The following is a 23,722-nucleotide window of genomic DNA, read 5'->3' as shown; positions in this document are numbered from 1 at the left end:
CTGCGTGTGCGCCAACCGCTCCACTAGGCTCGACACGCCGCTACGGCAGTCTGGCAGACGAGGGGTGGTCATGCAGGATCGGGCGCGGGCAGTGGTCATCGGCGGCGGCGTGGTCGGCGTGTCGACGCTCTATCATCTGGCCCGCAAGGGCTGGACCGACAGCGTCCTGATCGAGCGTCGCGAACTGACTTCCGGCTCCACCTGGCACGCCGCCGGCCTGCTGCCGCTGTTCAACATGAGCTATGCCGTCGGCCAGCTGCACCGCTATTCCGTGCGCTTCTATCGCAAGCTGCAGGAAGAAACCGGCATGAATGTCGGCTTCTCGAACGTCACCAATATCCGGCTGGCGCGCACCAGGGACCGCTGGGACGAGTACATGTACTATGCCGGCGTCGCCGAGACGATCGGTGTGCCGGTCAGGCTGCTGACGCCCGCAGAGCTGAAGGAGATCTGGCCGCTCTGCGAGACCGACGGCATTCTCGGCGCGATCCAGCATCCCGAGGACGGCTATATTCAGCCCGCCGACCTGACCCAGGCGCTGGCCCGCGGCGCCCGCGACCGCGGCGCCACCATCCACCGCAACACCACCGTCAGCGCCATCGAGCAGCTCGCCTCCGGCGAGTGGAAGATCGTCACCGACAAGGGCGAGATCGTCTGCGACCACGTCATCTCGGCCAGCGGCAATTTCGCCCGGCGGACGGGGCGCATGGTCGGGCTGGACGTGCCGGTGATCCCGGTCGAGCACCAGTACATCGTCACCGAACCGCATCCGGCGATCGTCGAGCGCCGCCGCCAGGGCCTGCCGGAAATGGGAGTGCTGCGGGAAAGCGATTCCTCCTGGTACATGCGCGAGGAGAATGGCGGCCTGCTGCTCGGCCCCTACGAGATCGGCGCGCCCTGCTGCTATCTCGACGGGCCGGACGCCGACAGCGAATACGAGCTCTTCCAGGAGGATCTCGACCGGCTGATGCCGCATATCGAGGCCGCCATCGCCCGCGTGCCGGCCTTTGGTGAGGTCGGCATCAAGAAGGTCTATAACGGCGCCATCGCCTATACGCCCGATGGCTCGCCCATTGTCGGTCCGGCGCCGAACCGCACCAATTTCTGGCTCAACGAGGGCCATTCCTTCGGCATCACCGCGGCCGGCGGGGCGGGCTGGCAGCTCGCCGAATGGATCGTCGACGGCGAACCCACCGTGGATCTGGCCGGCGTCGATCCGCGCCGCTTCGGCCCCTATGCCGGCGAAGGCTATCTGCGCGCCAAGAACGAGGAGGCCTATGCCAACGTCTTCTCGGTGCATTATCCCGACGAGGAACGCGCCGCCGCCCGGCCGCTGAAAACCTCGCCGTCCTATGAGCGGCAGAAGGTGCTCGGTGCCGTTTTCGGCTCCGTCTATGGCTGGGAACGGGCCAACTGGTTCGCCCCCGACGGCTATGCGGTGCCCGAGGCAGAGCTCGATGTCGGCGCCGACGTCCTGATGAAGCACAATCATGCGCCGGCCGATCACACCGGCCGCATCCGCGAGCGCTGGTCCTTCCGCCGCTCCAACTATTTCGAGCATGTTGGCGCCGAGGTGCGGGCGGTCCACGAGGCTGTCGGCCTCCTCGACATGACGCCCTTCGCCAAGGCCTATGTCAGCGGGCCGGGCGCCGCCGCCTGGCTCGACGGGCTCCTTGCCAACCGCATTCCGAAAACGCCGGGCCGCGTGGCGCTCTGCCATCTCCTGACCCCGGCAGGCGGCGTGCGCTCGGAGTTCACCGTCTACAAGGCCGGCGCGGAGAGCTACTATCTGGTCTCCGGCGGCGCCTATGAGGGCATCGACCATGACATCCTGCAGAAGGCGCTGCCGGGCGACGTCAGCGTGGCGATGCATCCAGTGACCCATGCGCTCGGCGTCCTCGTGGTCGTCGGCCCGAAATCACGCGAGGTGCTGGCGAAGCTCACCCGCACGGACCTCTCCAACGCGGCGTTTCCCTGGCTGACCGGACAGCGCCTGTCGGTCGGTCCGGTGGCCTGCACCGCCCTGCGGGTCAATTTCGTCGGCGAACTCGGCTGGGAGCTGCATCACCCGATCGAGATGCAGAACGCGCTCTACGACCTCTTGATGGAGGCCGGGGCCGAATTCGGCATCCGCCCCTTCGGTATTCGCGCCATGGGGGCGATGGCGCTGGAGAAGTCCTACCGCCAGATCCCGCGCGAACTGTCGATCGAATACAATGCCTTCGAGTCGGGCCTTGAGAGGTTCGTTCATCCCAGCAAGGGCGATTTCATTGGCCGGGACGCCGTGGTGGCGGCCCGCGAGAACGGCCTGCGCTGGCAGTTCGCGACCCTCGAGGTGCACGGCGTGACCGACGCCGACGCCCGCGGCTCCGAACCGGTCTATGCCGACGGCGTGTTGGTCGGCCGCGCCACCAATGGCGGCTTCGGCTGGCGGGTCGGCAAGAGCCTTGCCCTGGCGATGCTCGATCCGGCCCATGCCGGCGAGGGGACGCGGCTGACGATCCGCATCCTCGGCACGCTCCACGACGCTACGGTGATCGGCGAAAGTCCCTTCGACCCGGAGAATGTCCGTCTGCGCGGCTGACATGGAACGGGCCGTCCGGCCGCCCGTTGCTGGCGCAGCTTCCGCCGCCCGCGCAATGCCGCCGGCGGCGTTTTTCATCATCGAAAGGACGATTCCATGCCCCATACGACGCCCATGCCCGGCGACAAGGCACCGGCCCTCAAGGTCGCAACGAGCGACGGCGGCCAGCTCGATCTGGCGAACGACAATCCCGAGAACTTCTCGCTGGTCTTCTTCTATCGCGGCGTCCACTGCCCGATCTGCAAGAAGCAGATCGGCGAACTGGCAGAGCGCCGCGAGGAATTCCGCGCCAAGGGCTTCAACGTCCACGCCGTCTCGATGGATGACGAGACCCGCGTCCAGCGCCAGAAGGCCGAATGGGACCTCGGCGACATGCCGGTGGGCTACGGCCTCAGCGAGGAGAGCGCCCGCGAATGGGGCCTCTACATCTCCTCCAAGGCGCAGGATTCCGAGCCGGCGCGCTTTGCCGAGCCAGGTCTGGTGGCGGTGCGCCCGGATGGCACGATCTACGCCATGTGGCTGCAGACGGTACCCTTCACGCGGCCGAGCCTCGACGATCTCCTCGGCGGGCTGAGCTTCGTCGTCGACAAGGGCTACCCGACCCGCGGTGAACTCGCGGCCTGATCGGCCTCGCTGGAAGGCGGGGGGACGAGGTGACGCCTTTGTGAATTGCGCGGCCGGCCATCCGGCGTGACGCTTCCACAATGGGACATCGCACCCTGATCCTCGCCTTCCTGTCGGCGGCGCTGGCGCTTCTGCCGGCGCTGACCGGACATCCGGCGGCCGGCGCTCAACAGCGCGGCCTGCACGACCTCGGTTCCGGCCTCGGAGCCCGCCCCGACGACGGCATCAGGGTCGACGCCGAACTGGTTCTCGCCGTCGACGTCTCCTGGTCGATGGATCGCGGCGAGCAGGAGATCCAGCGGGCCGGCTACGCCGCCGCCTTTCGCAGCGAGGACGTGCAGAAGGCGATCCTCGGCGGCCCGCACGGCCGCGTCGCCGTCGCCTATATCGAATGGGCCGGCACCCTGTCTCAGGCGGTCGTGGTGTCCTGGACGCTGATCGATTCCCGCGAGGCCGCCGATGGCTTCGCCTATCGCCTCCAGACGGAGGAGCCGGATCGCGAGCGGCGCACGTCGATCTCCTCGGCCATCGACTATGCCGCGACCCTCTTCGACGACAATGGCTATGCCGGCCTGCGGCGGGTCATCGACATTTCCGGCGACGGGCCGAACAATCAGGGCCGCATGGTCACCGAAGCGCGCGATGCGGCGGTCGCCCGCGGCATCGTCATCAACGGCCTGCCGCTGATGACCACCGGCGGCTTCAGCTCATGGGGCTCGATCCCCGATCTCGACCGCTACTACGCCGATTGCGTCATCGGCGGCCCCGGCGCGTTCATGATCCCGGTCAACGAATGGGACCAGTTTCCGGCCGCCGTCCGCCGCAAGCTGGTGATGGAACTGGCCGATGCCTGGCCCGATCCAGCCTCGCAGGCGCCTGTCGTGGTGCCGGTGCAGAACGCGACCACCAGCGATTGCCTGATCGGCGAACGTCAGTGGCAGGAGCGGCAGCGCCGCTGGATGGAAGATTTCTAGCTCCGCCCTTGGCGAGGCCCCGTGACGTGTCGCCCGTCAGGCCGGGGCGAGAACCGAACGCGTCGCGCGCTCCTGCTGGGGCGAGCGCGAATAGAGTTCGCGGTAGCATTTGGAAAAATGCGAGGCCGAGACGAAGCCGCTGGCCACCGCGATCTCGACGATCGGCAATTGCGACTGCAGCAGCAGATGCCGCGCCCGGTCGAGCCGGATCTCCAGATAGTAGCGGGCCGGCGAGCGGCCCATCTCCCGGTGAAACAGCCGCTCCACCTGCCGGCGCGACAGGCCGACATCCTCGGCGATCTCGACCAGCGACAACGGGTCGGCGAGATTGGCCTCCATGATCTCGATCACCCGCAGCACCTTGGAGTGCTGCACGCCGAGCCGGGCGCGCAGCGGCAGTCGCTGGCGATCCTGTGAACTGCGGACCCGGTCGGTCAGCGCCTGCTCGCAGACCCGGTTGACCACGTCCTCGCCGAGATCCTCGCCGATCAGCGTCAGCATCATGTCGAGGGCGGCGGTGCCGCCGGCGCAGGTGTAGATGTTGTGGTCGATCTCGTAGAGATCGGCATAGGCATCGACCCGCGGGAAGGCCTCGGAAAAGCCGGGCAGGTTCTCCCAGTGGATGGCGCAGCGCCGGTCGGCCAGAAGCCCGGCGCGGGCCAGAATCCACGCCCCGGTACACAGGCCGCCGATGCTGATCCCGCGCTGATGGCTTTCGCGCAGATAGGAGAAGCTGGTCTTGTCGGTGAAGTCCTCGACGAAGACGCCGGAACAGGCAAACACCATCGACGGACGGTGCTCGGAGGGCAGCGCCTTGCGCTCGGCTTCCACCGAACTGGTGACCGCCACTTCGACGCCGTTGGAGGCGCGCACCGGCTGACCGTTCGGCGAGGCGAGGCGCCAGCGATAGATCTCGCGGCCGACGACGCGATTGGCGATCCGCAACGGCTCGATGGCGGTCGCGAAGGCGATCATCGAGAAATTCGGAACGAGCAGGAAGACGATGGTCCGCTTCGGGCCGGAGCCCGGACCCTCGCTCGCGCCGGGCCGGGGCTTCTCGATCAGGCCGCCCACATTTCCTGGACCCATACCGCCCGCTCCGCATCAAGGGCCATTCACGCATCGCGTGCGCGGCCCAAGGTGGAGTGGAATGACGGGTTTCGCAAGCCGGGAACGGCCGCCGATGTCAGACAGTCGGCGGCGATCGGCGGGTGCGGATTACTTCTTGCCCTTGCGCGCCTTGCGGGCGGCGTAGCGGGCGTCGCGCTCGGCCTTCTTGGCGGCCTCGTCGGCGACCATCTGCGCCAGCGGCCGGTTCTTCTCGGCCTTGCGGGCCTCTTCCTCGGCGAGCCGCTCGGCTTCCGCCTCGGCGTCGCGTGCGGCCTTCTCGCGGGCTTTCACCTCGTCCTCGGCGCGCTTCTTGGCGAGGCGCTCCTCACGGGCCGCTGCGATCTCCGCGCGTTCCTGCCGGGCCTTTTCGGCCTCGGGGCTGTCCAGCCGCTCCTTGGCCTTCTGCAGCAGCGCCATCTTGGCGTCGCGGGCCGCATTACGGCGTTCGGCGAAATCGGTATCCTTGGGCTTCAAATCATCACCAGTGGTCGTCGGTACGGCGCCGCGCAATGCCTGCGCGGATTTCGGGGTCGCCTGTCATCGCTATGGATGCTGTTGGATAGGCTTCCGCGCGTCCCGGCGCAACGGTTGGCGGGCAAAACTTCGGTCGTTTCTCGCCGATGCGGCGGAAATTCGCGGCCTGACGGGCCGAATCTGCAGCCGGTGTTGCAAAGCACCGCCGCGTTCGCGCTCACGCCTGGCGTTCGCGCGCCCGCGATCCGGCCCGGCGCCGGCGCCCGTCGCCGACGGGACTACCGCCGGTGTCTGGGCGATTTGCAACGACACTGCCGTCCGCGCTGCGATTGGGCAGCGGCTGCACCCGGCAGAGCTCGGGATAGGCGTCGAGCTTGTTGGGAAACGCCATGGCGGCGACGAAATGGCGCTGGAAATCGGGCTCCAGCGCGGTCTCGATCTTGGCGATGCGGGTGACCGTCGCCTCGATCTCGCGGCGATAGGCCCGGTTGAGCAGCGCCATGCGGGCACCGGCGCCCGCCGCGTTGCCGATGGAGCCGCATTTTGCCAGGTCGCAATCGGGCACCAGTCCCAGGATCATCGCATAGCGCGGTTCGATGAAGGAGCCGAAGGCGCCGGCCAGCGCGATCCGGTCGATGCGGATCGGCACTGCCGTCGCGGATGTCTCGGGTACGGGAAGCGGCGGCGGCAGGGGGATGGCCGGTTCGGCGGCCCGCCCGGCCTGCGCGGCAAACAGCGCGTCGGCGAGGGCCGGGGCTTCGGCGGGGTCGAGGTCGAGCGGCAGATCGTCCGAAGCCGCGGCGGGTGCAGGCGGAACCGCGAACCGGTCCATCAGCAGCTTGATGCCGGCGTAGAGGGCCGCCTTGCCGAGCTGGATGGCGCGGATGTCTGTCTGCAGGACGCGGATTGTCTGGACCGCCGTCTCGTGCAGCACATAGGCGAAGGTGCGGCCTTCCTGCACGATCCGCGGCGACCGCGCGGCGGCCGCGCCGTCGATGACGCCGTCTTCGGTAACGATCCCGGCAAGGAACATCTCGGCGATGACCTCGATGATACCCGATCCGCAAATGCCGGTGACGCCCACGGCTCGCGCGGCCTCGGCGAAGCCCGCCTCGTGCGACCATGTTTCGACGCCGATCACCTTGAAGCGCGGCTCCAGCGTCTCGGGATCGATCCGCACGCGCTCGATCGCGCCGGGTGCCGCGCGCTGGCCGCTGGAGATCTCGGCCCCCTCGAAGGCCGGGCCGGTGGGCGAGGAGGCGGCAAGCAGCCGGCTGCGGTTGCCTAGGACGATCTCGGCATTGGTGCCCACATCGACGATCAGCATGGTCTCGTCCTGGCGGTGCGGCCCTTCCGACAGGGTCACGGCGGCCGCATCGGCGCCGACATGGCCGGCGATGCAGGGGAGCAGATAGGCGCGCGCCGCCGGATGCAGGGTCAGGTCGAGATCGCTGGCCGGCACGGCGACGGCGCCCGAGACCGCCAGCGCGAAGGGCGCCTGGCCGAGCTCGGTCGGGTCGATGCCGAGAAACAGATGATGCATGATCGGATTGCCGACGAAGACGCAGTCCATGATGTCGGCGGTGGCGATGCGTGCCTCCGCCGCGACCTCTTCGATCAGCGCCTGGATCGCGGCGCGGACTGCCACGGTCATCTGCGGCCGGCCCTGCGGGTTCATCATCACGTAGGACACCCGGCTCATCAGGTCCTCGCCGAAGCGGATCTGCGGATTGGGCGCCCCGGCCGAGGCGATGGTCGCGCCGGACAGCAGCGAGGAGAGATGCAGCGCGATGCTCGTCGAGCCGATGTCGACCGCGATGCCATAGGCCTCGTTCTTCAGGCCCGGATAGAGTCCCATGAGGCGCGGACGCTCGTCGTCCCGGTCCAGCGCGATGGCGCAGGTCACCTTCCAGCCGCCGCGGCGCAGGATCGCCTGCACCTCGGGCAGGATCGCCGGATCGACGATCGGCGCCGCCACGTCCCAGTCCCGTTCCAGCGCCGCGAAGATCCGGTCGAGATCGCCGAGCGGCGCATGCATGTCGGGCTCGGCCACCTCGACATAGAGCAGGCGAATGGCCGGATCGCGGGCAATGTCGCGGGTGTCGACCGCCTTGCGCACGACGGCGGAATTGATCGCCATGCCGGTGGGCAGGTCGACGACGAGGTCGCCCTCGATGGTCGCCGAGCAGGACAGGCGCCGGCCCGCCGGGAAGGGCCGCTTGGCGGCGTAGCGCGCTTCCTTGGCCGACCAGGCGGAGAGATGGTCGGCGGCCGAGACGATCTTGTGCTTGGCGAAGACGCCTTCGGCGATCTCGATCTGGCAGCGCCCGCAGATGCCGCGTCCGCCGCAGACGCTTTCCACATAGACCCCGAGCGTTCGCGCCGCCTCGATGACGGGCGTGCCGCGGGGAAAGCGGCCGCGCCGGCCGGACGGCATGAACAGGACGAGGGGATCGGCGCCGGTGGTCATCGGCGCGCCGTGTTCCGGCTGAGGCTTACTGGGCGAGACGCTTGCGGTTGGCGCGCACGCGCTGGGAATAGGGCTTCAGCCCGGCTGACAGGATCGTGTCGCCGTGGTTGCTGCCGCGGCCGGAGCCGGTCACCGTTGCCATGGCGAGAGAGGTCATCGCCTCGATGGTGGCGAGGTTCATCGCCACGATGGATTCGCCGGCCGCCTGCATCTTTTCGCTCAGCATGCGGGAGACTTCGTCTCGATCCTTGGCCTGCGGCGACGCGGCGGCCATCGAGAACTGGGTCAGGCGCGTGCCGATGACAAAGGGCGACATCAGCATCAGCGTCGTGAGTTCCGCCGCCGTCTTGGGTGCGTGGAAGAAGGACGCGGGGTTCGGGTTGCGGCTCATGCGGGGTGTTCCTTGTTCGGTAGTTGCTACCAAACGCGCCAGATGGCGAAATGGTCTCCCGATCCGTAGCTTTATTTCGCACCTGCAAAAAGCGCCGCAACGACACGATCTGCAGTTTAAACGGCCGGCCGGTCAAGACGCCGCCCTCCGGCCTTCGCGCCCGCCACGCCGCCGCCCTCCTGCTCCGGCGGCAGGAGCGGCGGCCGCTGCGGACGCACCGCCCGCCGGCGCCGCGTCGCGATAGTGGCGGATCCACTCGCCGCAGGAGGGATCATTGCCCATCAAAACGTTGGCGGCCCGCACCGCTTCCATTTCCTGCGGCCGGCAGGGATTCATGATGGCCGAGGTCATGCCGGCGGCGATGGCCATCGGCAGGAAGGCGGCGTTGACGGCGTGGCGGTGGGGCAGGCCGAAGGAGATGTTCGAGGCGCCGCAGGTGGTGTTCACCCCGAGCTCCTCGCGCAGCCGGCGGACCAGCGCAAAGACCTGCCGGCCGGCGGTGCCCATCGCGCCGATCGGCATGACCAGCGGATCGACGACGATGTCGGCGGCGCTGATGCCGTAATCGGCGGCATGGCGGACGATGCGCCTTGCCACCTCGAAGCGCACATCCGGGTCTTCGGAGATGCCGGTCTCGTCGTTGGAGATGGCAACGACCGGCACGTCGTATTGCTTCACCAGCGGCAGGATCGCCTCGAGTTTTTCCACCTCGCCGGTGACCGAATTGACCAGCGGCCGTCCCTTGGCGACCGCCAGCGCGGCGCTCAGCGCCGGGGAGACGGAGGAATCGATCGAGATCGGCAGGTCGGTGAGGCTCTGGACGAGGCGGATGGTCTCGACCAGCAGCGGCGGTTCGGAGACGTTCGGGTCGACGGCGGTGACGCCGGCATTGACGTCGAGCATGGTGGCGCCGGCGGCGACCTGGGCGAGGACGTCGCGCGTCACCGTCTCGAAATTGCCCGCGACCATCTCGGCGGCGAGGACCTTGCGGCCGGTCGGATTGATGCGTTCGCCGATGACGCAGAAGGGCTGGTCGAAGCCGATCACGACCTCGCGGCTGGCGGATGCGACGATGGTGCGGGTCATGGCCGAAGCTCCGGTCGGTAAAGGCGTCGCGCGGTAAGCGGCGTCAGGCTTGCTGGCGGGCGCCCGCCGCCGTCTGGATCGCCGTCGCGTCCATCCAGGAGCCGCGGCCGTAGAGCCATTGCGCCGAGGCCGCGAGACCTCCGAAGGGAAAGACGTGAAGCTGCCTGACCGGGGTATCTGGCGTCTCGGCCCAGTGGCGCTCGATCGGCCCGGCGACGGATTCGGGCGAATGGGAGGTGGCGAGCGTGGTGAGGGCGCTCGGCCGCTTCTTCAGGACGGACACCGAATTGCCGATGCCGCAGAGGGCCGCGAAGCGGATCAGCGTCGCGATCTTCGCGGGGCCGGCGACACCGAGATGGATCGGCAGGTCGATGGCCGCCGCGCGGACGGACTCCGCCCAGTGCAGATAGACCGCCGCGTCGAAGCCGAACTGCGTGACGATCCGCAGCCGGGCATCGCTGCGCCGGGCGAAATCGCGTTTCAGCCGCAGCGCTTCCGATGCGGTGGCGGCGGAAAAGTCGGGCGTGCCCTCCGGGTGGCCGGCGACGCCGATGTCGCGAAAGCCGTGGCGGTCGAGGATGCCCGTCGAGATGACCTCCATGGTCGAGCTGTAGGGCCCGGCCGGTCGCGTCAGCCCGCCGCCGATCACCAGCACGTCGCTGGCGCCGCCTTCTTCGGCATAGGCCTGGACGCGATCGCGCAATTCGGCATGGCTGCGCATACGGCGCGCCGGAATATGCGGCACCGGTTCGTAGCCGAGGTCGCGGACCCGCCGGACGGCATGGACGAAATCCTTCACCGCATCGACGCCGACATCGCAGAGATAGGTCTTCGTGCCGGGCGGAAAGAGCCCCGGCAGATCGCGCGATTCCAGCGCCTGGCGCGGGGCGATCTCGATGGAGGCGGGCATGGCCGTGCGGCCGGCATGCATGTCGTATCCGATCGGCTTCATGGTTCGCGCCCCTCGTTCGCGACGAGCGCCTTGAGACGGTCGCCGTCGTAGCTCTGTTCGATATCGCGGGTCAGCCGTTCGGCTTCGGCTTCGAGGTCGCTCACTTCGGCCGGCGACGAGCCCCGCCGCCATTCGGCGAGATAGGTGTCGCTGTCCTTCGCGCCGACGCGCATGGCGCAGCGGTCGATGGCCTCGATGAAGCGGGAAGGAAGTTCGCGGCGGGCGGATTTGCGACCCTGCCGCACCACGATCTGGGCGGGAATGTCACGCCAGTAGACGATCTGCAGTTCTGCCATCCGCCACCTCCGATGACCCCACTGTGGTCCGGCGGAAACGGTGCGGATATGCCGGGCGCGACGGGGCGCGATGCCGTTTGCGACATCGGGCGCGCGGAGCGCGGGGACAGGCGTCCTGATGCGGTCCGGCCACGGCAGCCGGTGGGGCGTGGGGCGGCTAGAAGAGCCCCATCACGGCCAGGGCCGCGGCGCCGTAGACGCTGAGAAGGAAGATCGTCGAGGCGATGCCGACGAGGATCGAGGCGATCAGCCAGAGACCGTCGCGCGCCGTGATGGCGATGCCGGCGATGGCGACGGAGACGCCCGGGAACATGTTGGTCAGCGGAAACGGAATGGCGATCAGGATCGACATGACGAAGCAGAACCAGCCAATGCCCGACAGCAGCAGCCATTCGGGCTCGGGCCAGTAGCGATGCCGGGCGAGCCGCTCGATCCGGCGCAGCATCGGTCCGATGCGGGTGACCACGCGCCCCAGCATTTCGGAGGTGATCCGGATCTTGCGGATGCGCTCGGGCAGCCACAGCCGATGCCGGCCGACCGCCAGCTGCAGCGTGAACAGCACCAGCGGCAGGCCGAGAAAGATCGACGCGCCGGGCGGCAACGGCACCAGGTTCAGGCCGCCGAACAGGATGAAGAAGGCGCCGAAGGAGCGGGTGTCGAAGGCCTGGGAGAGCTCGCCGATCGTCGCGCCGGCACGGTTGCGGTGGGACAGCCCGCGCAGGATCGCCGAAATCCGCTTCTGCCGCTTGGCACCACGCCGCCGGAGCGATTGTCGGAGGCTGGAGAAGACGGCAGGTGACACGGAGGACGCTCTGGGAACGGGGACTTTGGAAAAGCTCATGATGCGGCCTGTTCCGTCGCGTGTGAGGAACGGTCCGCGAACGACGCTGCCGCCTGACCGGGCTTCGTCGATCCACTGTGCCCTTGAAGGCGTTAAATCGGGGTTTTCCCTGTAAAGATCAAGACGTGATCCCCGCGGGCCCTGCGAAGGTCGCAGGGACCATGATCGTGCCGCCCGCCGTCCACGGGTGCGAACCGCGCAAACGGGCCGGCAGCAGGGGGACTCAGGCGGGCGCGTGCTCCGGCACGGGCGCGGCGGCAGCGACGATGGCGTCGCTCAGGTCGCCGTAGCCGACGAAGCGGCGCTCGTAGCCAAGCCCCAGTTTCGCCGCGATCTCCCGGCCGCGCCGGTCGAGATCCGGGGCGTCGGTCTGGGCGAGATAGACCACGCGTTCGTAGTGACCGAAGAGCATGCCGATCAGTTCGGGATGGCGGTCGAGCTTCATCGGCCGGGTGACGAAGGCATCGAACTGGCGGGCGAGAAAGTCGGTCAGCCAGAAGGTCGTCATCTGCGCCTCCGCATCGGCGGCGAAGCGATCGTTGCCGGCAAAGAACGCGTAGCAGTGCGGCCCGGCGATGCGTTCGACGTCGTGGCGCGCACAGACCGCGTCGAGGAGGCCGCCGGTGCCGCAATCGGCATAGGCGATGAAGATCCGCCCGGCGCCGTCTGCGCGGGCCGCCATGATGGCGGCCTCGACCGCAGGCGCGATCTTCTGCGGCGCGTTGTGCAGGTCGGCCGGCAGGCAGGTGACCGTGACATGCGCCAGCCCGTTGGCCGACAGGACGGCCAGAACCTCGCGGGCGACGGCGCCACAGGCGATGACCGTCAGCGTTTCGGGGGCGGGCGTGGCCGACATCTGCGCGCTGTCATGCGGCAGGGGATTCATTGCCCGGTCACCTGACATTCACCACGCCTGTCAAAAACCGGAGCATGGTGGGAACCAGCGGGGCACTGCACCGTTTTTCGGTCACATTTGCCAACCGGAGACCCCACAATGACCAAGCGCATCGCCATCGTGTCCACTCTTCTCGCCGGAGCCCTGGCGCTTTCGGCCTGCGCCAACACCGTGCGCGGCGTCGGCCGCGACGTGGGCAACACGGTGGATGCCACCGGCGCCGCCGTGAACGACGTCGCCCGGTAAACGCGCCCGTCAGCAGTTCGAGAAGGCGTGGTGACCAACGGTCGCCGCGCCTTTTGCGTATCCGGGGTCCGGCGCGCAGCCGGACGAGCGGGCAGGGCCGGCGTCACAGCTGGTTGTGCCGCCGTTCCATCAGGTTCCGGGCTGTCTCCACCGTGACCGCCGCGTCGCGGCAATAGGCGTCGGCGCCGACCTGGTTGGCAAAATCCTCGTTCAGCGGCGCGCCGCCGACCAGCACGATGACATTGTCGCGAATGCCCTTCTGGACGAGCGTGTCGATGACGACCTTCATGTAGGGCATGGTCGTCGTCAGCAGCGCCGACATGCCGAGGAATTCCGGCTGGTGGTCCTCGATCGCCGCGAGATATTTGTCGACGTCGATATTGATGCCGAGATCGACGATCTCGAAGCCGGCGCCTTCCATCATCATGCCGACGAGATTCTTGCCGATGTCGTGGATGTCGCCCTTCACCGTGCCGATGACCATCTTGCCCTGCTTCGGCGCGCCGGTCTCGGCGAGCAGCGGCCGCAGGATGGCCATGCCGGCCTTCATCGCATTGGCCGACAGAAGCACCTCGGGCACGAACAGGATGCCGTCGCGAAAATCCTCGCCGACGATCTGCATGCCGCCGACCAGCGCCTTGGTCAGGACGTCGTAGGGCGTCCATCCGCGTTCGAGGAGGATCTGCGTTCCCTCCTCGATCTCCTCGCGCAGGCCGTCATAGAGGTCGTCCTTCATCTGGGCGACGAGATCGTCGTCCGACAGTTCGGCCAGAATGATGTCGTCGGCATCGGCCATGGCGCATTCCTTGTGGCGGGACGAACCCGGAACTGCCCCGAACGCGACTTTCAGCGACTGCGCCGCCTCGTCCGTCCGCAGCCCTCACTCTAGGGCAGCCGCAGCCGCGCAATCTCTTTGCTGCGACATCCGCCATTACGAAAGCGACGTGCGCGACGCGGTGTGACACGGCGCGCAGGCGCCCGCCAGGGTCCGGCCGATGCGGACCCGCGCCGTCATTGTTCTCGGCGCGTCACCGGCCTTCGCAGGTAAGACGGCAACGGCCGGTGCTGCTCCTAGTATCGGTGACAGATCGAACGCCCGTGCGTGGCTGGAGCCGGTACGGGCCGCCGCTTTGGCCGGAGACCTGACGATGAGCGACGAAACCGGACATCTGAGCGAGATGCCGCGCACCGAAGGCGGCCGCCGCGGCCGCGGCACCGGCGGCGGGGCGACGGCCCGGCGCGCCGCCCGGGTCCAGAGCGCGTCCGGAAAGAAGCTGAGCTACATCCGCCGCAACGTGCCGGAATACGAGCTCCTCGACGAGGCCGGCCTCGCGATCATCGAGGCGAATGCCGACACCATCCTCGAAGAGATCGGCATCGAGTTCCGCGACGACGCCGAGGCGCTGGAGATGTGGAAGGCGGCGGGGGCCGAGGTCTCGGGCGAGCGCGTCCGGTTTCCCAAGGGCCTGTGCCGCGAGCTTCTGAAGACGGCGCCGCGGACCTTCGTCCAGCATGCGCGCAATCCGGAGAACTCGGTCGAGATCGGCGGCAAGGCGACGGTCTTCGCCCCGGTCTACGGCCCGCCCTTCGTCCGCGATCTCGACGGCGTGCGGCGCTATGCGACCATCGAGGATTTCCGCAATATCGTGAAGCTCGCCTATCTGGCGCCGTCGCTGCATCATTCCGGCGGCACCGTCTGCGAGCCCGTCGACATCCCGGTCAACAAGCGGCATCTCGACATGCTGCTGGCCCACATGACTCTGTCGGACAAGCCGTTCATGGGCTCGGTGACGGCGCCGGAACGCGCCCGCGACACGGTGGAGATGTGCCGCATCCTGTTCGGCGAAAAGTTCGTCGACGAGAACTGCGTGGTCATCAACCTGATCAACGCCAATTCGCCGATGACCTTCGACGGCACCATGCTCGGCGCGCTGAAGGTCTATGCCCGCGCCAACCAGGCCTGCATCGTCACCCCCTTCATCCTCGCCGGCGCAATGAGCCCGGTCACGGTCGCCGGCACGCTGGCGCAGGTTTTGGCCGAAGCGCTGGCCGGCGCCGCCTTCACCCAGCTCTGCCGGCCCGGCGCGCCTGTGGTCTTCGGTACCTTCGCCTCGTCGATCTCGATGCAGTCCGGGGCGCCGACCTTCGGCACGCCCGAGCCGGCGCTGGTCTCCTACGGCGCGGCCCAGCTGGCGCGCCGCCTCGGCCTGCCGTTCCGCACCGGCGGGTCGCTTTGCGCCTCCAAGGTGCCCGATGCCCAGGCCGCCTATGAGAGCGCCAACACGCTGAACTCCACCATGCTGGCGGGCACCAATTTCGTCCTGCATGCGGCCGGCTGGCTGGAGGGCGGACTGGCCGTCTGCTTCGAGAAATTCGTGATGGATTGCGACCAGCTCGGCATGATGCAGGCCTTCTCGCGCGGCGTCGATCTGACGGAGAACGGGCAGGCCATGTCGGCGATCCGCGAGGTCGGTCCGGGTAGCCACTTCCTTGGCTGCCAGCATACCCAGGACAATTTCCAGACGGCGTTCTACCGCTCGGCCATCGCCGACAACAATTCCTTCGAGCAATGGTCCGCGGAAGGCGCGTTGCGCGCCGAGAGCCGCGCCGGCCAGCTCTGTCGCCGCTGGCTGGAGTCCTACGAGGCGCCGGCGCTCGATCCCGCCATCGCCGACGCGCTGACGGCGTTCGTGGCAAAGCGCAAGGCCGCCGAGGCGGACGCCTTCGCCTGAAAGGGAGAGGCGGACCCGGCCGCCCAGCCCGAAACCACCTCGGCGGCGAGGATCGCCCGGACGATCCACCGCGCGGTCTGGCGCGGCGGCGACAAGCGCTGACCGCTGAGGCGTACCGGACGGGCCCGGTACTGGCTGCGCGGCCGGGGCGTTTCCCCTCAGCTCGCGGCGCCCCGAAAAAATGACGCAAAGACATCTGCCGCGTTTTGTCGTTATATTTGTGCCACCCGTTCGAGGAGAGAACGATGGGCGCGATCTTCCGGTATCTGATGGCACGGCCGATCTACTTCGCCATCACGGTGGCGCTGGCGCTGGCGCTTCTGCCGGTGGCGGTCTGGATGGATCTGCGCCATCTCTCCGACACGGCGCTGAACGCCCAGGCGAACAGCCTGAATTCCATGATCACCGATATCCGCAGCTATTATGCGCGCAACGTCGTCGGCCGGGTACTGGCCAACCCCGAGGGCCGGACCATCGCCGCCCATAATTATCTGGAGGTACCAGGCGCGATCCCGATCCCGGCCACCCTGTCGCTGGAGCTGGGCGAGGTGATCGGCCGGCGCGGCGAGAATATCCGCTACCGCTTCGCCTCCGACCTAGTCTTCGCCAAGCGCGCGCCGCATGTCCTCGACGCCTTCGAGCGCGATGCGCTGCAGACCTTCCGGACCAAAGGCGCCGACCATCCGCTGATCACCCAGGTCAACGGCTCGCTGCTCGACCGCAACATCCGGCTGGCGGCGCCGGTGGTCATGGGGGAGGCCTGCGTCGCCTGCCACAACGCCCATCCCGAGAGCCCGAAGCGGGACTGGCAGGTCGGCGACATCCGCGGCATCCAAGAGGTTGAGATCGAGCAGCCGATCGCCGCCAATCTTCTCTCCTTCAAGTATCTCCTCGCCTATTTCGTCGGCGCCGGCCTGTTCGGCGTCTGCTTTGCCGCCCTGCAATGGCGCCAGGCCCGCACCTTCGGCCGTATGAACACCGAACTGGAAGAGGCGAATTCCTTCCTCGCCTCGGTCTCCATGAAGATTTCCAAATATCTGTCGCCGCAGGTCTATCGCAGCATTTTCAGCGGCGAGCGCGACGTCACCATCTCGACCGAGCGCAAGAAGCTGACGATCTTCTTCTCCGACATCAAGGATTTCACCGTCACCTCAGAGAGGCTGCAGCCGGAGGAGCTGACCCAGCTTCTGAACGAGTATTTCACCGAGATGTCGAAGATCGCGCAGGAGCACGGCGCCACGGTCGACAAGTTCATCGGCGACGCGATCCTCGCCTTCTTCGGCGATCCCGAAACGATGGGCCCGCGCGAGGACGCCAAGGCGTGCCTCGCCATGGCGATCGCCATGCAGCGGCGGATGGTCGAGCTCAACGCCGAATGGCGTCGCCGCGGCATCGAGAAGCCGTTCCAGGCCCGGATGGGCATCAATACCGGCTTCTGTAATGTCGGCAATTTCGGCAGCGCCGACCGCATGGACTACACGATCATCGGGGCCGAGGCGAACCTCGCCGCCCGGCTCGAGCAGATCGCCGAGCCCGGCGGCATCGTGATGAGCTACGAGACCTATGCCCATGTGGAGGACGACGTGCGGGCCCGGCCGCTGGCGCCGATCTCGCTGAAGGGCATCAGCCGCGAGGTGATCCCCTATGTGGTCGAGGGCATCCACGACGAGGCTACGGACGCGGCGCCCGGCGTGATCAATGAATATGCCGAGGGCGCCCGCATCTTCCTCGATCTCGAACGGCTGACCGAGGTCGAGCGGGACCGCCTGCACGCCGTCCTGACAGACGCCGTGGAAGCGCTGAAGCGCCGCCAGCCGCTGACATCCTGACCGGAGGGCTGCCCCTGCGGCATCGCACGCCCTCGGAGCGCGTCGGCTGGGCCGGATGCTCTCAGGCGACGGAGCCGCATCCCGCGACCGGGCGCGTGACCGCGGCCGGAGCCCAGCTTTCTGGAAACACGGAGGATTTCCCGCCGATCGGGACCGGATGACGGAGGCCAAGCCGAGCGCTGCGGCCTCGGCGGCAACACGCATGGCGCGAAAAGCGTTTGCCATCACCGAAATTGAACCTACCATAATCAATATTGATGGTTTGGCTCAGATCGTCTTGCTGCCCGACCGACCGATAGAGGGGTGATCGCCCATGGCGACCGAGATCTTTGTCGTTGCCTATGACGGGCATGATCGCAGCGTCGTCGACTACGCGGTGGTGCGGGCCAAGGCGAGCGGGGCGGCCCTCCACATCGTCCATGTCCTGCAATGGTCGCCCTACAGCTTCCTGACCGCCGAGGAACTCGACGAGCGCAAGATGCGCCGGCGCCAGGAGCTCGAACGCGCCAGGACCACGCTGCTCGATCCGCTCGTCGCCGAGATTTCGGCCGAAGGGGTCACCGTCGATTGCGAGATCCGTTTCGGCGCACCGACCGAGATCATCCTCGCGGTCGCCGAGCATCAGAAGGCGGCGATGATCTTCGTCGGGCGCACGGGCAGAGGCCCGGTCCAGAACAAGATCTTCGGCAGCGTCACCCTGGGACTGGCACAGGTCGCCCGCATCCCGACCGTGATCGTGCCATGAGCCGCCCTGCATCCGCCGCACGGAATTTCGATCCAGACAGAGGTTGCGTCATGCCGAAGACCGCCGCTCTCCTGCCGCTGGCGGGCGCCAGCCTTCTCCTGACCGGGCCCGCCGCAGCGCAGGACGCCGAGCCGGGCTTTTCCATCGACGCGACCCTTTCAGCGATCATGGAGCCGGTGACGACCCCCTTCGTCAGCTTCATCTTCGCGCCGCTGCCAGGCACCGAACTGCCCTGGATCGTCCTGTGGCTGATCACGGCGGCGGCAATCTTCACGGTCTATTTCGGCTTCGTGCAGTTCCGTCTGGTCGGCCATGCCATCCAGCTCGTGCGGGGCCAGTACACCTCGCCGGATGCGGCGGGTGAGGTCACCCATTTCCAGGCGCTGGCGACGGCGGTCTCGGGCACGGTCGGCCTCGGCAATATCGCCGGTGTCGCCGTCGCGGTGTCGATCGGCGGTCCGGGCGCGACCTTCTGGATGATCCTTGCCGGCCTTCTCGGCATGGCGTCGAAATTCACCGAATGCACCCTCGGCGTGAAATACCGCGAGGAATTTCCCGACGGGCGCGTCTCCGGCGGACCGATGCACTATCTGCGCAAGGGCATGGCGGAACTCGGATACGCCAAGCTCGGCCGGTTCCTCGCCGTGCTCTTCGCGATCTTCTGCGTCTTCGCCTCTTGGGGTGGCGGCAACATGTTCCAGGCCAACCAGGCCCATGCGCAGCTGGTCGTCATCACCGGCGGCGAGGAGAGCTTCCTGAACGGCCGCGGATGGATCACCGGTGTCGTCATGGCGATCATCGTCTTCATGGTCATCGTCGGCGGCATCAAGTCGATCGCCCGCGTCACCGAGAAGCTCGTGCCTTTCATGGGGCTGCTGTATCTGGGCGCCGCCCTGGTGATCATCGGCGTCGAATACGACCGGATCGGCTGGGCGATCGGCCAGATCTTCGCCGGCGCCTTCACCGGGCTGGGGGTCGCCGGCGGCATTGTCGGCGCGCTGATCCAGGGCCTGCGCCGTGCGACCTTCTCCAACGAGGCCGGCATCGGCTCGGCGGCGATCGCCCATGCGGCGGTGCAGACCGACCACCCGGTCACCGAGGGCTTCGTGTCGATGCTCGAGCCGTTCATCGACACGGTGGTGATCTGCACGGCGACGGCGCTGGTGATCACCATCAGCGGCGTCATGCAGCAGGACCCGGCGACCGGCCTGTATGTCTGGGATCAGGGCCTCGGCCAGATCGCCACGGAAGGCTCGCTCAGCGGGGTCGAGCTGACCTCGGCGGCCTTCGGTACGGCGATCCCGTGGTTCCCCTATGTCCTGGGGCTCGCCGTGGTGCTCTTCGCCTTCTCGACGATGATCTCCTGGTCCTATTACGGGCTGAAGGCGTGGCTGTTCCTGTTCGGCGATTCCAAGACCTCGGACCTGTTCTTCAAGATCCTGTTCTGCCTGTTCGTCGTCCTCGGCGCCTCGGTCAGCCTCGGCGCGGTACTCGACTTCTCCGACGCCTCGCTGTTCGCCATGGGCATCGCCAACATCATCGGCCTGTACTTCCTGATGCCGGTGGTGAAGCGGGAGATGACCGGCTACCTCGCCAAGCTGCGGGCCGGCAAGATCCCGCGCTACCACTGACCGCGAAAGTGCGAAGCCGGCTCAGTCCCGGCTTCGCCGCCGGCCCGTGCGCGGCGCTGTTTCGCCGGCGGCCGACGCCGCCTTGTTGACCAGCGGGCCGACGGCCTCGACGATTTCGGCGATGCTCGGCCGCTGACGGCGCACATGGGTATCGATGGCGTGGCGCATGGCGCCGAGATGATGTGGCGAGGTCCCGCAGCAGCCGCCGATGATCCGGGCGCCAGCATCGATCGCCAGCCGGGCGTAATCGGCCATCTGCTCGGGCGTGCCGGAATAGACCGTGCCGCCGTCGACGAAGCGTGGGATGCCGCAATTGGCCTTCACGACCAAAGCGGAGTCCGGCGAGCCCGTTTCCAGCTCCAGAGCCGTCGCCAGCATGTCGGACGCGCCGACGCCGCAATTCGCGCCGACCGCGACGGGGCGCGGCGACAGGCCGTCGACCGCCTTGTGGAAGTCGCAGGGGTGGATGCCCATCATGGTGCGGCCGGCGCTGTCGAAGGAGCCGGTGACGACATAGGGCATGTCGCAGGCGAGCGCCGCCTCGGCCGCCGCGCGCACCTCTTCGGCCGCCGACATGGTCTCGATCCACACGACGTCGACGCCGCCGTCCTTCAGCCCGGCGATCTGCTCGCGGAAGGCTTCGACGGCCTCGGCGTAGGAGAGGGCGCCCAGCGGCTGCAGCAGCTCGCCCGTCGGGCCGACCGATCCGCCGACGACGACAGGACGGCCGGCCGCGTCGGCCACCGCCCGCGCCAGTTCGGCGGCAATCCGGTTGAGCGCGTGGGTGCGATCTTCGGCCTGGTGCAGCTTCAGCCGGTGGCGGTTGGCGCCGAAGGAGCAGCTGAGGATGATGTCGGCGCCGTTGTCGACAAAGGCCTGGTGCAGCGCCGTGATCCGGTCGGGATGGCTCTCCAGCCACATCTCCGGCGCTTCGCCGGCCTCCAGCCCCACCTCGAACAGATTGGTCCCGGTGGCCCCGTCCGCGAGGAGGACGCCCTTCGCGTCCAGGAGCTGCGTCAGCGAATGCGGCATCGGGCGGCCTCCGGTTCGAGCGGCGTCGCGGCGACGCCTGATGATGATGCGACGGCGGCACGGGGCCTCGCGACGAGCGGCCCGTGTGCGTCTGGCCGGATGATGCCGGCCTTGCAGGGGCCGCGATCTTCCGAACGCGTCATCGCGCAGTCAGCGCGCGGCAAGCGGCGTACGCCGCGGAAGACGCGGGGGCCTGAGACACAATGTCTTGGGGACAAGTCGGATTGTGCGGTGCAACCGCCACAATCGGCGGCCAAGAGGGAGCTCACGCACCGGATGGCAGACGGCCTTCCGTGGCGGCAAACGGGGTTGCCGCAAAGTTCCGGCAAGGTTTTGTTAATAATTTGACCATGGCGATTCGCGCGGCAGCGCGCGAGGGGAATCGCCGCAGAGGGACGAAGCAGGGGGATTTTGCATGTTCGAGCGATTGCCGAAGCGACTGGACGAGATCGACATCGTCACGGCGGCCATTCGCGCGCTGGCCCGTGAGGGCTACGACCGCGCCCGGATCGAGCAGGCGCTGATCCGCCAGGCGCCGGTGGATCTCGACCTCCTGGCCGAATGCTACGAGCGCATCTTCGGCGGGGCTGGCGCCTCCGCGCTGCCGGACCGCATCGCCGCCTGATTGCCGCGGCGGCGCGGCCGTCGCCGATCGCACGAAACCCGCGACGTGGGGATGTCGCGGGCCGGATGAGATCGCTGCGGCGACCGGCGACGCCCTGCGCCGCCGGCCATCCTTGCAGGATTACAGTTCGCTGGCGTCCAGCGCGTCCTTCAGAACCGGCGTAACCATGGCCGCCATCAGGCCGCGCATGGTCAGGGTGCCCATCGGCATGCCGGTCCCGTTGACCACATGCGCCTTGGTGACGCCGTCGCCGGTCATGCGGCGCGCAGCTTCCTCCAGGATCGTGCCGCGCTGGATCGGCACGCTTTCCGGCGCCGGCGCCTCGCCCGGCGCGATCGGCTCCATCACCGTCTCGACCTGAATCACCCGACCACGGTTCACCTCGCGCACGAAGGACGAGATGTAGTCGTCGGCCGGGCGCAGCACGATGTCCTGCGCGGTGCCCTGCTGGACGATCTCGCCGGCCCGCAGGATGGCGATCTGCTCGCCGAGCCGCAGCGCCTCGTCGAGATCGTGGGTGATGAACACGATAGTCTTGTGCAGTTCGGTCTGCAGGTCGAGGAGCACGCTCTGCATGTCGGTGCGGATCAGCGGGTCGAGCGCCGAGAAGGCCTCGTCCATCAACAGGATGTCGGCGTCCGTCGCCAGCGCCCGCGCCAGGCCGACGCGCTGCTGCATGCCGCCGGACAGCTGAGCCGGATAATTGTCCTCGTAGCCCTTCAGCCCGACGCGCTCGATCCAGCGCATCGCGCCGTCGCGCTGCTCCTTGCGCGACTTGCCCATCACCTCCAGCCCGTAGGCGACATTGTCGATCACGGTCTTGTGGGGCAGGAGGCCGAAGCGCTGGAAGACCATCGAGATCTTGTGTCGCCGGAAGTCCCGCAGGCGCGTGTCCGACATGGCAAGGACATCCTCGTCGTCGATCAGGATCTCGCCGGCCGACGGTTCGATCAGCCGGTTGATGTGGCGGATCAGGGTGGACTTGCCGGAGCCCGACAGCCCCATCACCACCTGGATGCCGGAGGCCGGGATGTCGATGTTGATGTCCTTCAGCCCGAGCACATGGCTGTGCTCGGCGAGGAGCTCGGACTTCGACATGCCCTGGCGTACGAGATCCACCATCGCTTTGTCTTCGGGGCCGAAGATCTTGTAGAGATTGCGGATCTTGATGGCGATCTCATCAGCCATGGGCGGCCTCCCGGTGACGCTGCAGGCGCTTGCCGTAGGCCTGGCTGGAGCGGTCGAAGATGATGGCGATGGCGACGATCGCCAGGCCATTCAGGACGCCCTGCGTGAAATACTGATTGGTGATGGCCTGCAGCACCGGCTGGCCGAGACCGCGCACGCCGATCAGCGAAGCGACGACGACCATGGCGAGGGCCATCATGATGGTCTGGTTGATGCCGGCCATGATGGTCGGCAAGGCGAGCGGCAGCTGCACCTGTGTCAGCTTCTGCCAGCCCGAGGAGCCGAAGGCATTGGCGGCCTCCAGCACTTCCTTGTCGACCAGCCGGATGCCGAGATTGGTCAGCCGGATGATCGGCGGCATGGCGTAGATCACCACCACCAGCAGACCCGGAATGAGGCCGATGCCGAGCAGCATGACGATCGGGATGAGATAGACGAAGGACGGCATCGTCTGCATCACGTCGAGGATCGGATTGATCACCGCCTGCACCTTGTTGGAGCGCGACATGATGATGCCGATCGGCATGCCGATGATGATCGACATCAGCGTGCAGACGACGATGATCGACAGGGTTCGCATGGTGTCTTCCCACATGCCGAACACGCCGATGAGGATCAGGGCCACGAAGGTGCCGACGGTGATCGCCTTCGATCGGCTGGCCAGCCAGACGATGCCGACAATGACGAGCAGGATGATCCACCACGGGGTCTGGATCAGAAGCCGTTCGAACCACAGGAGGAACTCGAGCAACGGGCGGAAGATCGCTTCGATCGTGTCGCCATAGGCGCGCGAGAACGAGCGGTAGTACTGGTCGATCGTGCGCGACATCAAGCGCAGGTCTCGCCCCGCCAGTTGTGGAAATTCGGTCAACCAATCCACAGTCGAGGTCTCCTTGGCATGTTTTCTGGATCATGGGGCCCGGGGCGGGCCTGCGGTCGCACGGCCGGCGATGGACCCGCGAGGGGGCCGTGGTGCCGGTCGCAACCGTGGGGCAGG

23 protein-coding genes are annotated in these 23,722 nt (G+C 67.7%); 10 read left to right on the top strand and 13 right to left on the bottom strand.

All coding sequences use genetic code 11. From position 1 onward, the window contains the following. Positions 1-70: 70 nt before the first annotated feature. The 3 genes from H536_RS0115660 (at position 71) to H536_RS0115650 (ending at position 4,182) form a co-directional block, all read left to right on the top strand. Positions 71-2,584 (top strand): GcvT family protein, encoded by a 2,514-nt coding sequence (locus H536_RS0115660; protein WP_024351375.1) that lies wholly within the window; start codon positions 71-73, stop codon positions 2,582-2,584. A 96-nt stretch (positions 2,585-2,680) separates the two neighbouring features. Then, a complete protein-coding gene (locus H536_RS0115655; protein ID WP_024351374.1) occupies positions 2,681-3,208 on the top strand; it encodes a peroxiredoxin-like family protein in 528 nt (175 codons plus the stop codon). Between the two features lie 80 nt (positions 3,209-3,288). After that, positions 3,289-4,182, top strand: coding sequence for a DUF1194 domain-containing protein (locus H536_RS0115650; RefSeq protein ID WP_024351373.1), 894 nt, complete (start codon positions 3,289-3,291; stop codon positions 4,180-4,182). Positions 4,183-4,218: 36 nt separating this feature from the next. Here the strand turns inward: H536_RS0115650 and H536_RS0115645 are convergent, their stop codons facing one another. The 9 genes from H536_RS0115645 to H536_RS0115605 form a co-directional block, all read right to left on the bottom strand. After that, on the bottom strand, positions 4,219-5,157 hold the full coding sequence (locus H536_RS0115645; RefSeq protein ID WP_051141618.1) for a GlxA family transcriptional regulator: 939 nt from the start codon (positions 5,155-5,157) through the stop codon (positions 4,219-4,221). A 243-nt stretch (positions 5,158-5,400) separates the two neighbouring features. Next, the gene (locus H536_RS0115640) at positions 5,401-5,766 is read right to left on the bottom strand and encodes a DUF6481 family protein (RefSeq protein WP_024351371.1); all 366 of its coding nucleotides are present in this window, start codon (positions 5,764-5,766) and stop codon (positions 5,401-5,403) included. A gap of 217 nt (positions 5,767-5,983) precedes the next feature. Continuing rightward, positions 5,984-8,236, bottom strand: coding sequence for an ASKHA domain-containing protein (locus H536_RS0115635; protein ID WP_024351370.1), 2,253 nt, complete (start codon positions 8,234-8,236; stop codon positions 5,984-5,986). Positions 8,237-8,261: 25 nt separating this feature from the next. Continuing rightward, a complete protein-coding gene (locus tag H536_RS0115630) occupies positions 8,262-8,627 on the bottom strand; it encodes a hypothetical protein (RefSeq protein WP_024351369.1) in 366 nt (121 codons plus the stop codon). Positions 8,628-8,759: 132 nt separating this feature from the next. Continuing rightward, complete coding sequence (locus H536_RS0115625; RefSeq protein ID WP_024351368.1) at positions 8,760-9,713, bottom strand: methyltetrahydrofolate cobalamin methyltransferase; 954 nt, start codon at positions 9,711-9,713, stop codon at positions 8,760-8,762. A 43-nt stretch (positions 9,714-9,756) separates the two neighbouring features. Continuing rightward, on the bottom strand, positions 9,757-10,665 hold the full coding sequence (locus H536_RS0115620; protein ID WP_024351367.1) for a methylenetetrahydrofolate reductase: 909 nt from the start codon (positions 10,663-10,665) through the stop codon (positions 9,757-9,759). Further along, positions 10,662-10,961: a virulence factor gene (locus H536_RS0115615; RefSeq protein WP_024351366.1), complete on the bottom strand. Its 300-nt coding sequence runs from the start codon at positions 10,959-10,961 to the stop codon at positions 10,662-10,664. Before H536_RS0115615 ends, H536_RS0115620 begins: the two co-directional genes overlap by 4 nt. A gap of 157 nt (positions 10,962-11,118) precedes the next feature. Continuing rightward, a complete protein-coding gene (locus tag H536_RS0115610) occupies positions 11,119-11,802 on the bottom strand; it encodes an exopolysaccharide biosynthesis protein (RefSeq protein WP_244877514.1) in 684 nt (227 codons plus the stop codon). 223 nt (positions 11,803-12,025) lie between these two features. After that, positions 12,026-12,658: a DUF1638 domain-containing protein gene (locus tag H536_RS0115605; RefSeq protein ID WP_029703387.1), complete on the bottom strand. Its 633-nt coding sequence runs from the start codon at positions 12,656-12,658 to the stop codon at positions 12,026-12,028. A gap of 138 nt (positions 12,659-12,796) precedes the next feature. Between H536_RS0115605 and H536_RS24930 the strand changes: the two genes are divergently transcribed. Continuing rightward, positions 12,797-12,943: an entericidin domain-containing protein gene (locus H536_RS24930; protein ID WP_169513634.1), complete on the top strand. Its 147-nt coding sequence runs from the start codon at positions 12,797-12,799 to the stop codon at positions 12,941-12,943. Positions 12,944-13,046: 103 nt separating this feature from the next. Here H536_RS24930 and H536_RS0115595 read toward each other — a convergent pair whose 3' ends face one another. Further along, the gene (locus tag H536_RS0115595) at positions 13,047-13,739 is read right to left on the bottom strand and encodes a corrinoid protein (RefSeq protein ID WP_024351363.1); all 693 of its coding nucleotides are present in this window, start codon (positions 13,737-13,739) and stop codon (positions 13,047-13,049) included. A 352-nt stretch (positions 13,740-14,091) separates the two neighbouring features. On the opposite strand from H536_RS0115595, the gene H536_RS0115590 reads away from it, so the two are divergent. The 5 genes from H536_RS0115590 (at position 14,092) to H536_RS0115570 (ending at position 19,880) form a co-directional block, all read left to right on the top strand. Beyond that, positions 14,092-15,675: a trimethylamine methyltransferase family protein gene (locus H536_RS0115590; protein ID WP_024351362.1), complete on the top strand. Its 1,584-nt coding sequence runs from the start codon at positions 14,092-14,094 to the stop codon at positions 15,673-15,675. Between the two features lie 269 nt (positions 15,676-15,944). Further along, on the top strand, positions 15,945-17,504 hold the full coding sequence (locus tag H536_RS0115585; RefSeq protein ID WP_029703385.1) for an adenylate/guanylate cyclase domain-containing protein: 1,560 nt from the start codon (positions 15,945-15,947) through the stop codon (positions 17,502-17,504). Positions 17,505-17,661: 157 nt separating this feature from the next. Then, the gene (locus H536_RS24465) at positions 17,662-17,811 is read left to right on the top strand and encodes a hypothetical protein (RefSeq protein WP_155898514.1); all 150 of its coding nucleotides are present in this window, start codon (positions 17,662-17,664) and stop codon (positions 17,809-17,811) included. A gap of 6 nt (positions 17,812-17,817) precedes the next feature. Beyond that, positions 17,818-18,249 carry a universal stress protein gene (locus H536_RS0115575; RefSeq protein WP_024351360.1) on the top strand — a complete coding sequence of 144 codons (432 nt, stop codon included), beginning with the start codon at positions 17,818-17,820 and terminating at the stop codon, positions 18,247-18,249. A 50-nt stretch (positions 18,250-18,299) separates the two neighbouring features. After that, complete coding sequence (locus tag H536_RS0115570; protein ID WP_024351359.1) at positions 18,300-19,880, top strand: alanine/glycine:cation symporter family protein; 1,581 nt, start codon at positions 18,300-18,302, stop codon at positions 19,878-19,880. Between the two features lie 21 nt (positions 19,881-19,901). On the opposite strand, the gene bmt is transcribed toward H536_RS0115570, so the two are convergent. Continuing rightward, entirely contained in the window at positions 19,902-20,912 is a 1,011-nt protein-coding gene (gene bmt / locus H536_RS0115565) for a betaine--homocysteine S-methyltransferase (RefSeq protein ID WP_024351358.1), read from the bottom strand. A gap of 415 nt (positions 20,913-21,327) precedes the next feature. On the opposite strand from bmt, the gene H536_RS0115560 reads away from it, so the two are divergent. After that, positions 21,328-21,537 (top strand): hypothetical protein, encoded by a 210-nt coding sequence (locus H536_RS0115560; RefSeq protein ID WP_024351357.1) that lies wholly within the window; start codon positions 21,328-21,330, stop codon positions 21,535-21,537. A gap of 120 nt (positions 21,538-21,657) precedes the next feature. Here the strand turns inward: H536_RS0115560 and H536_RS0115555 are convergent, their stop codons facing one another. Then, positions 21,658-22,725 (bottom strand): quaternary amine ABC transporter ATP-binding protein, encoded by a 1,068-nt coding sequence (locus H536_RS0115555; protein WP_024351356.1) that lies wholly within the window; start codon positions 22,723-22,725, stop codon positions 21,658-21,660. Continuing rightward, complete coding sequence (locus tag H536_RS0115550) at positions 22,718-23,605, bottom strand: ABC transporter permease (protein WP_009210069.1); 888 nt, start codon at positions 23,603-23,605, stop codon at positions 22,718-22,720. Before H536_RS0115550 ends, H536_RS0115555 begins: the two co-directional genes overlap by 8 nt. Between the last annotated feature and the right edge of the window lie 117 nt (positions 23,606-23,722).

This window comes from Aurantimonas coralicida DSM 14790 (assembly GCF_000421645.1).
GTDB classification, from domain to species: domain Bacteria; phylum Pseudomonadota; class Alphaproteobacteria; order Rhizobiales; family Rhizobiaceae; genus Aurantimonas; species Aurantimonas coralicida.
The sequence above is the reverse complement of the archived record's forward strand: the minus strand, read 5'-3'. Positions and strand labels throughout refer to the sequence as shown.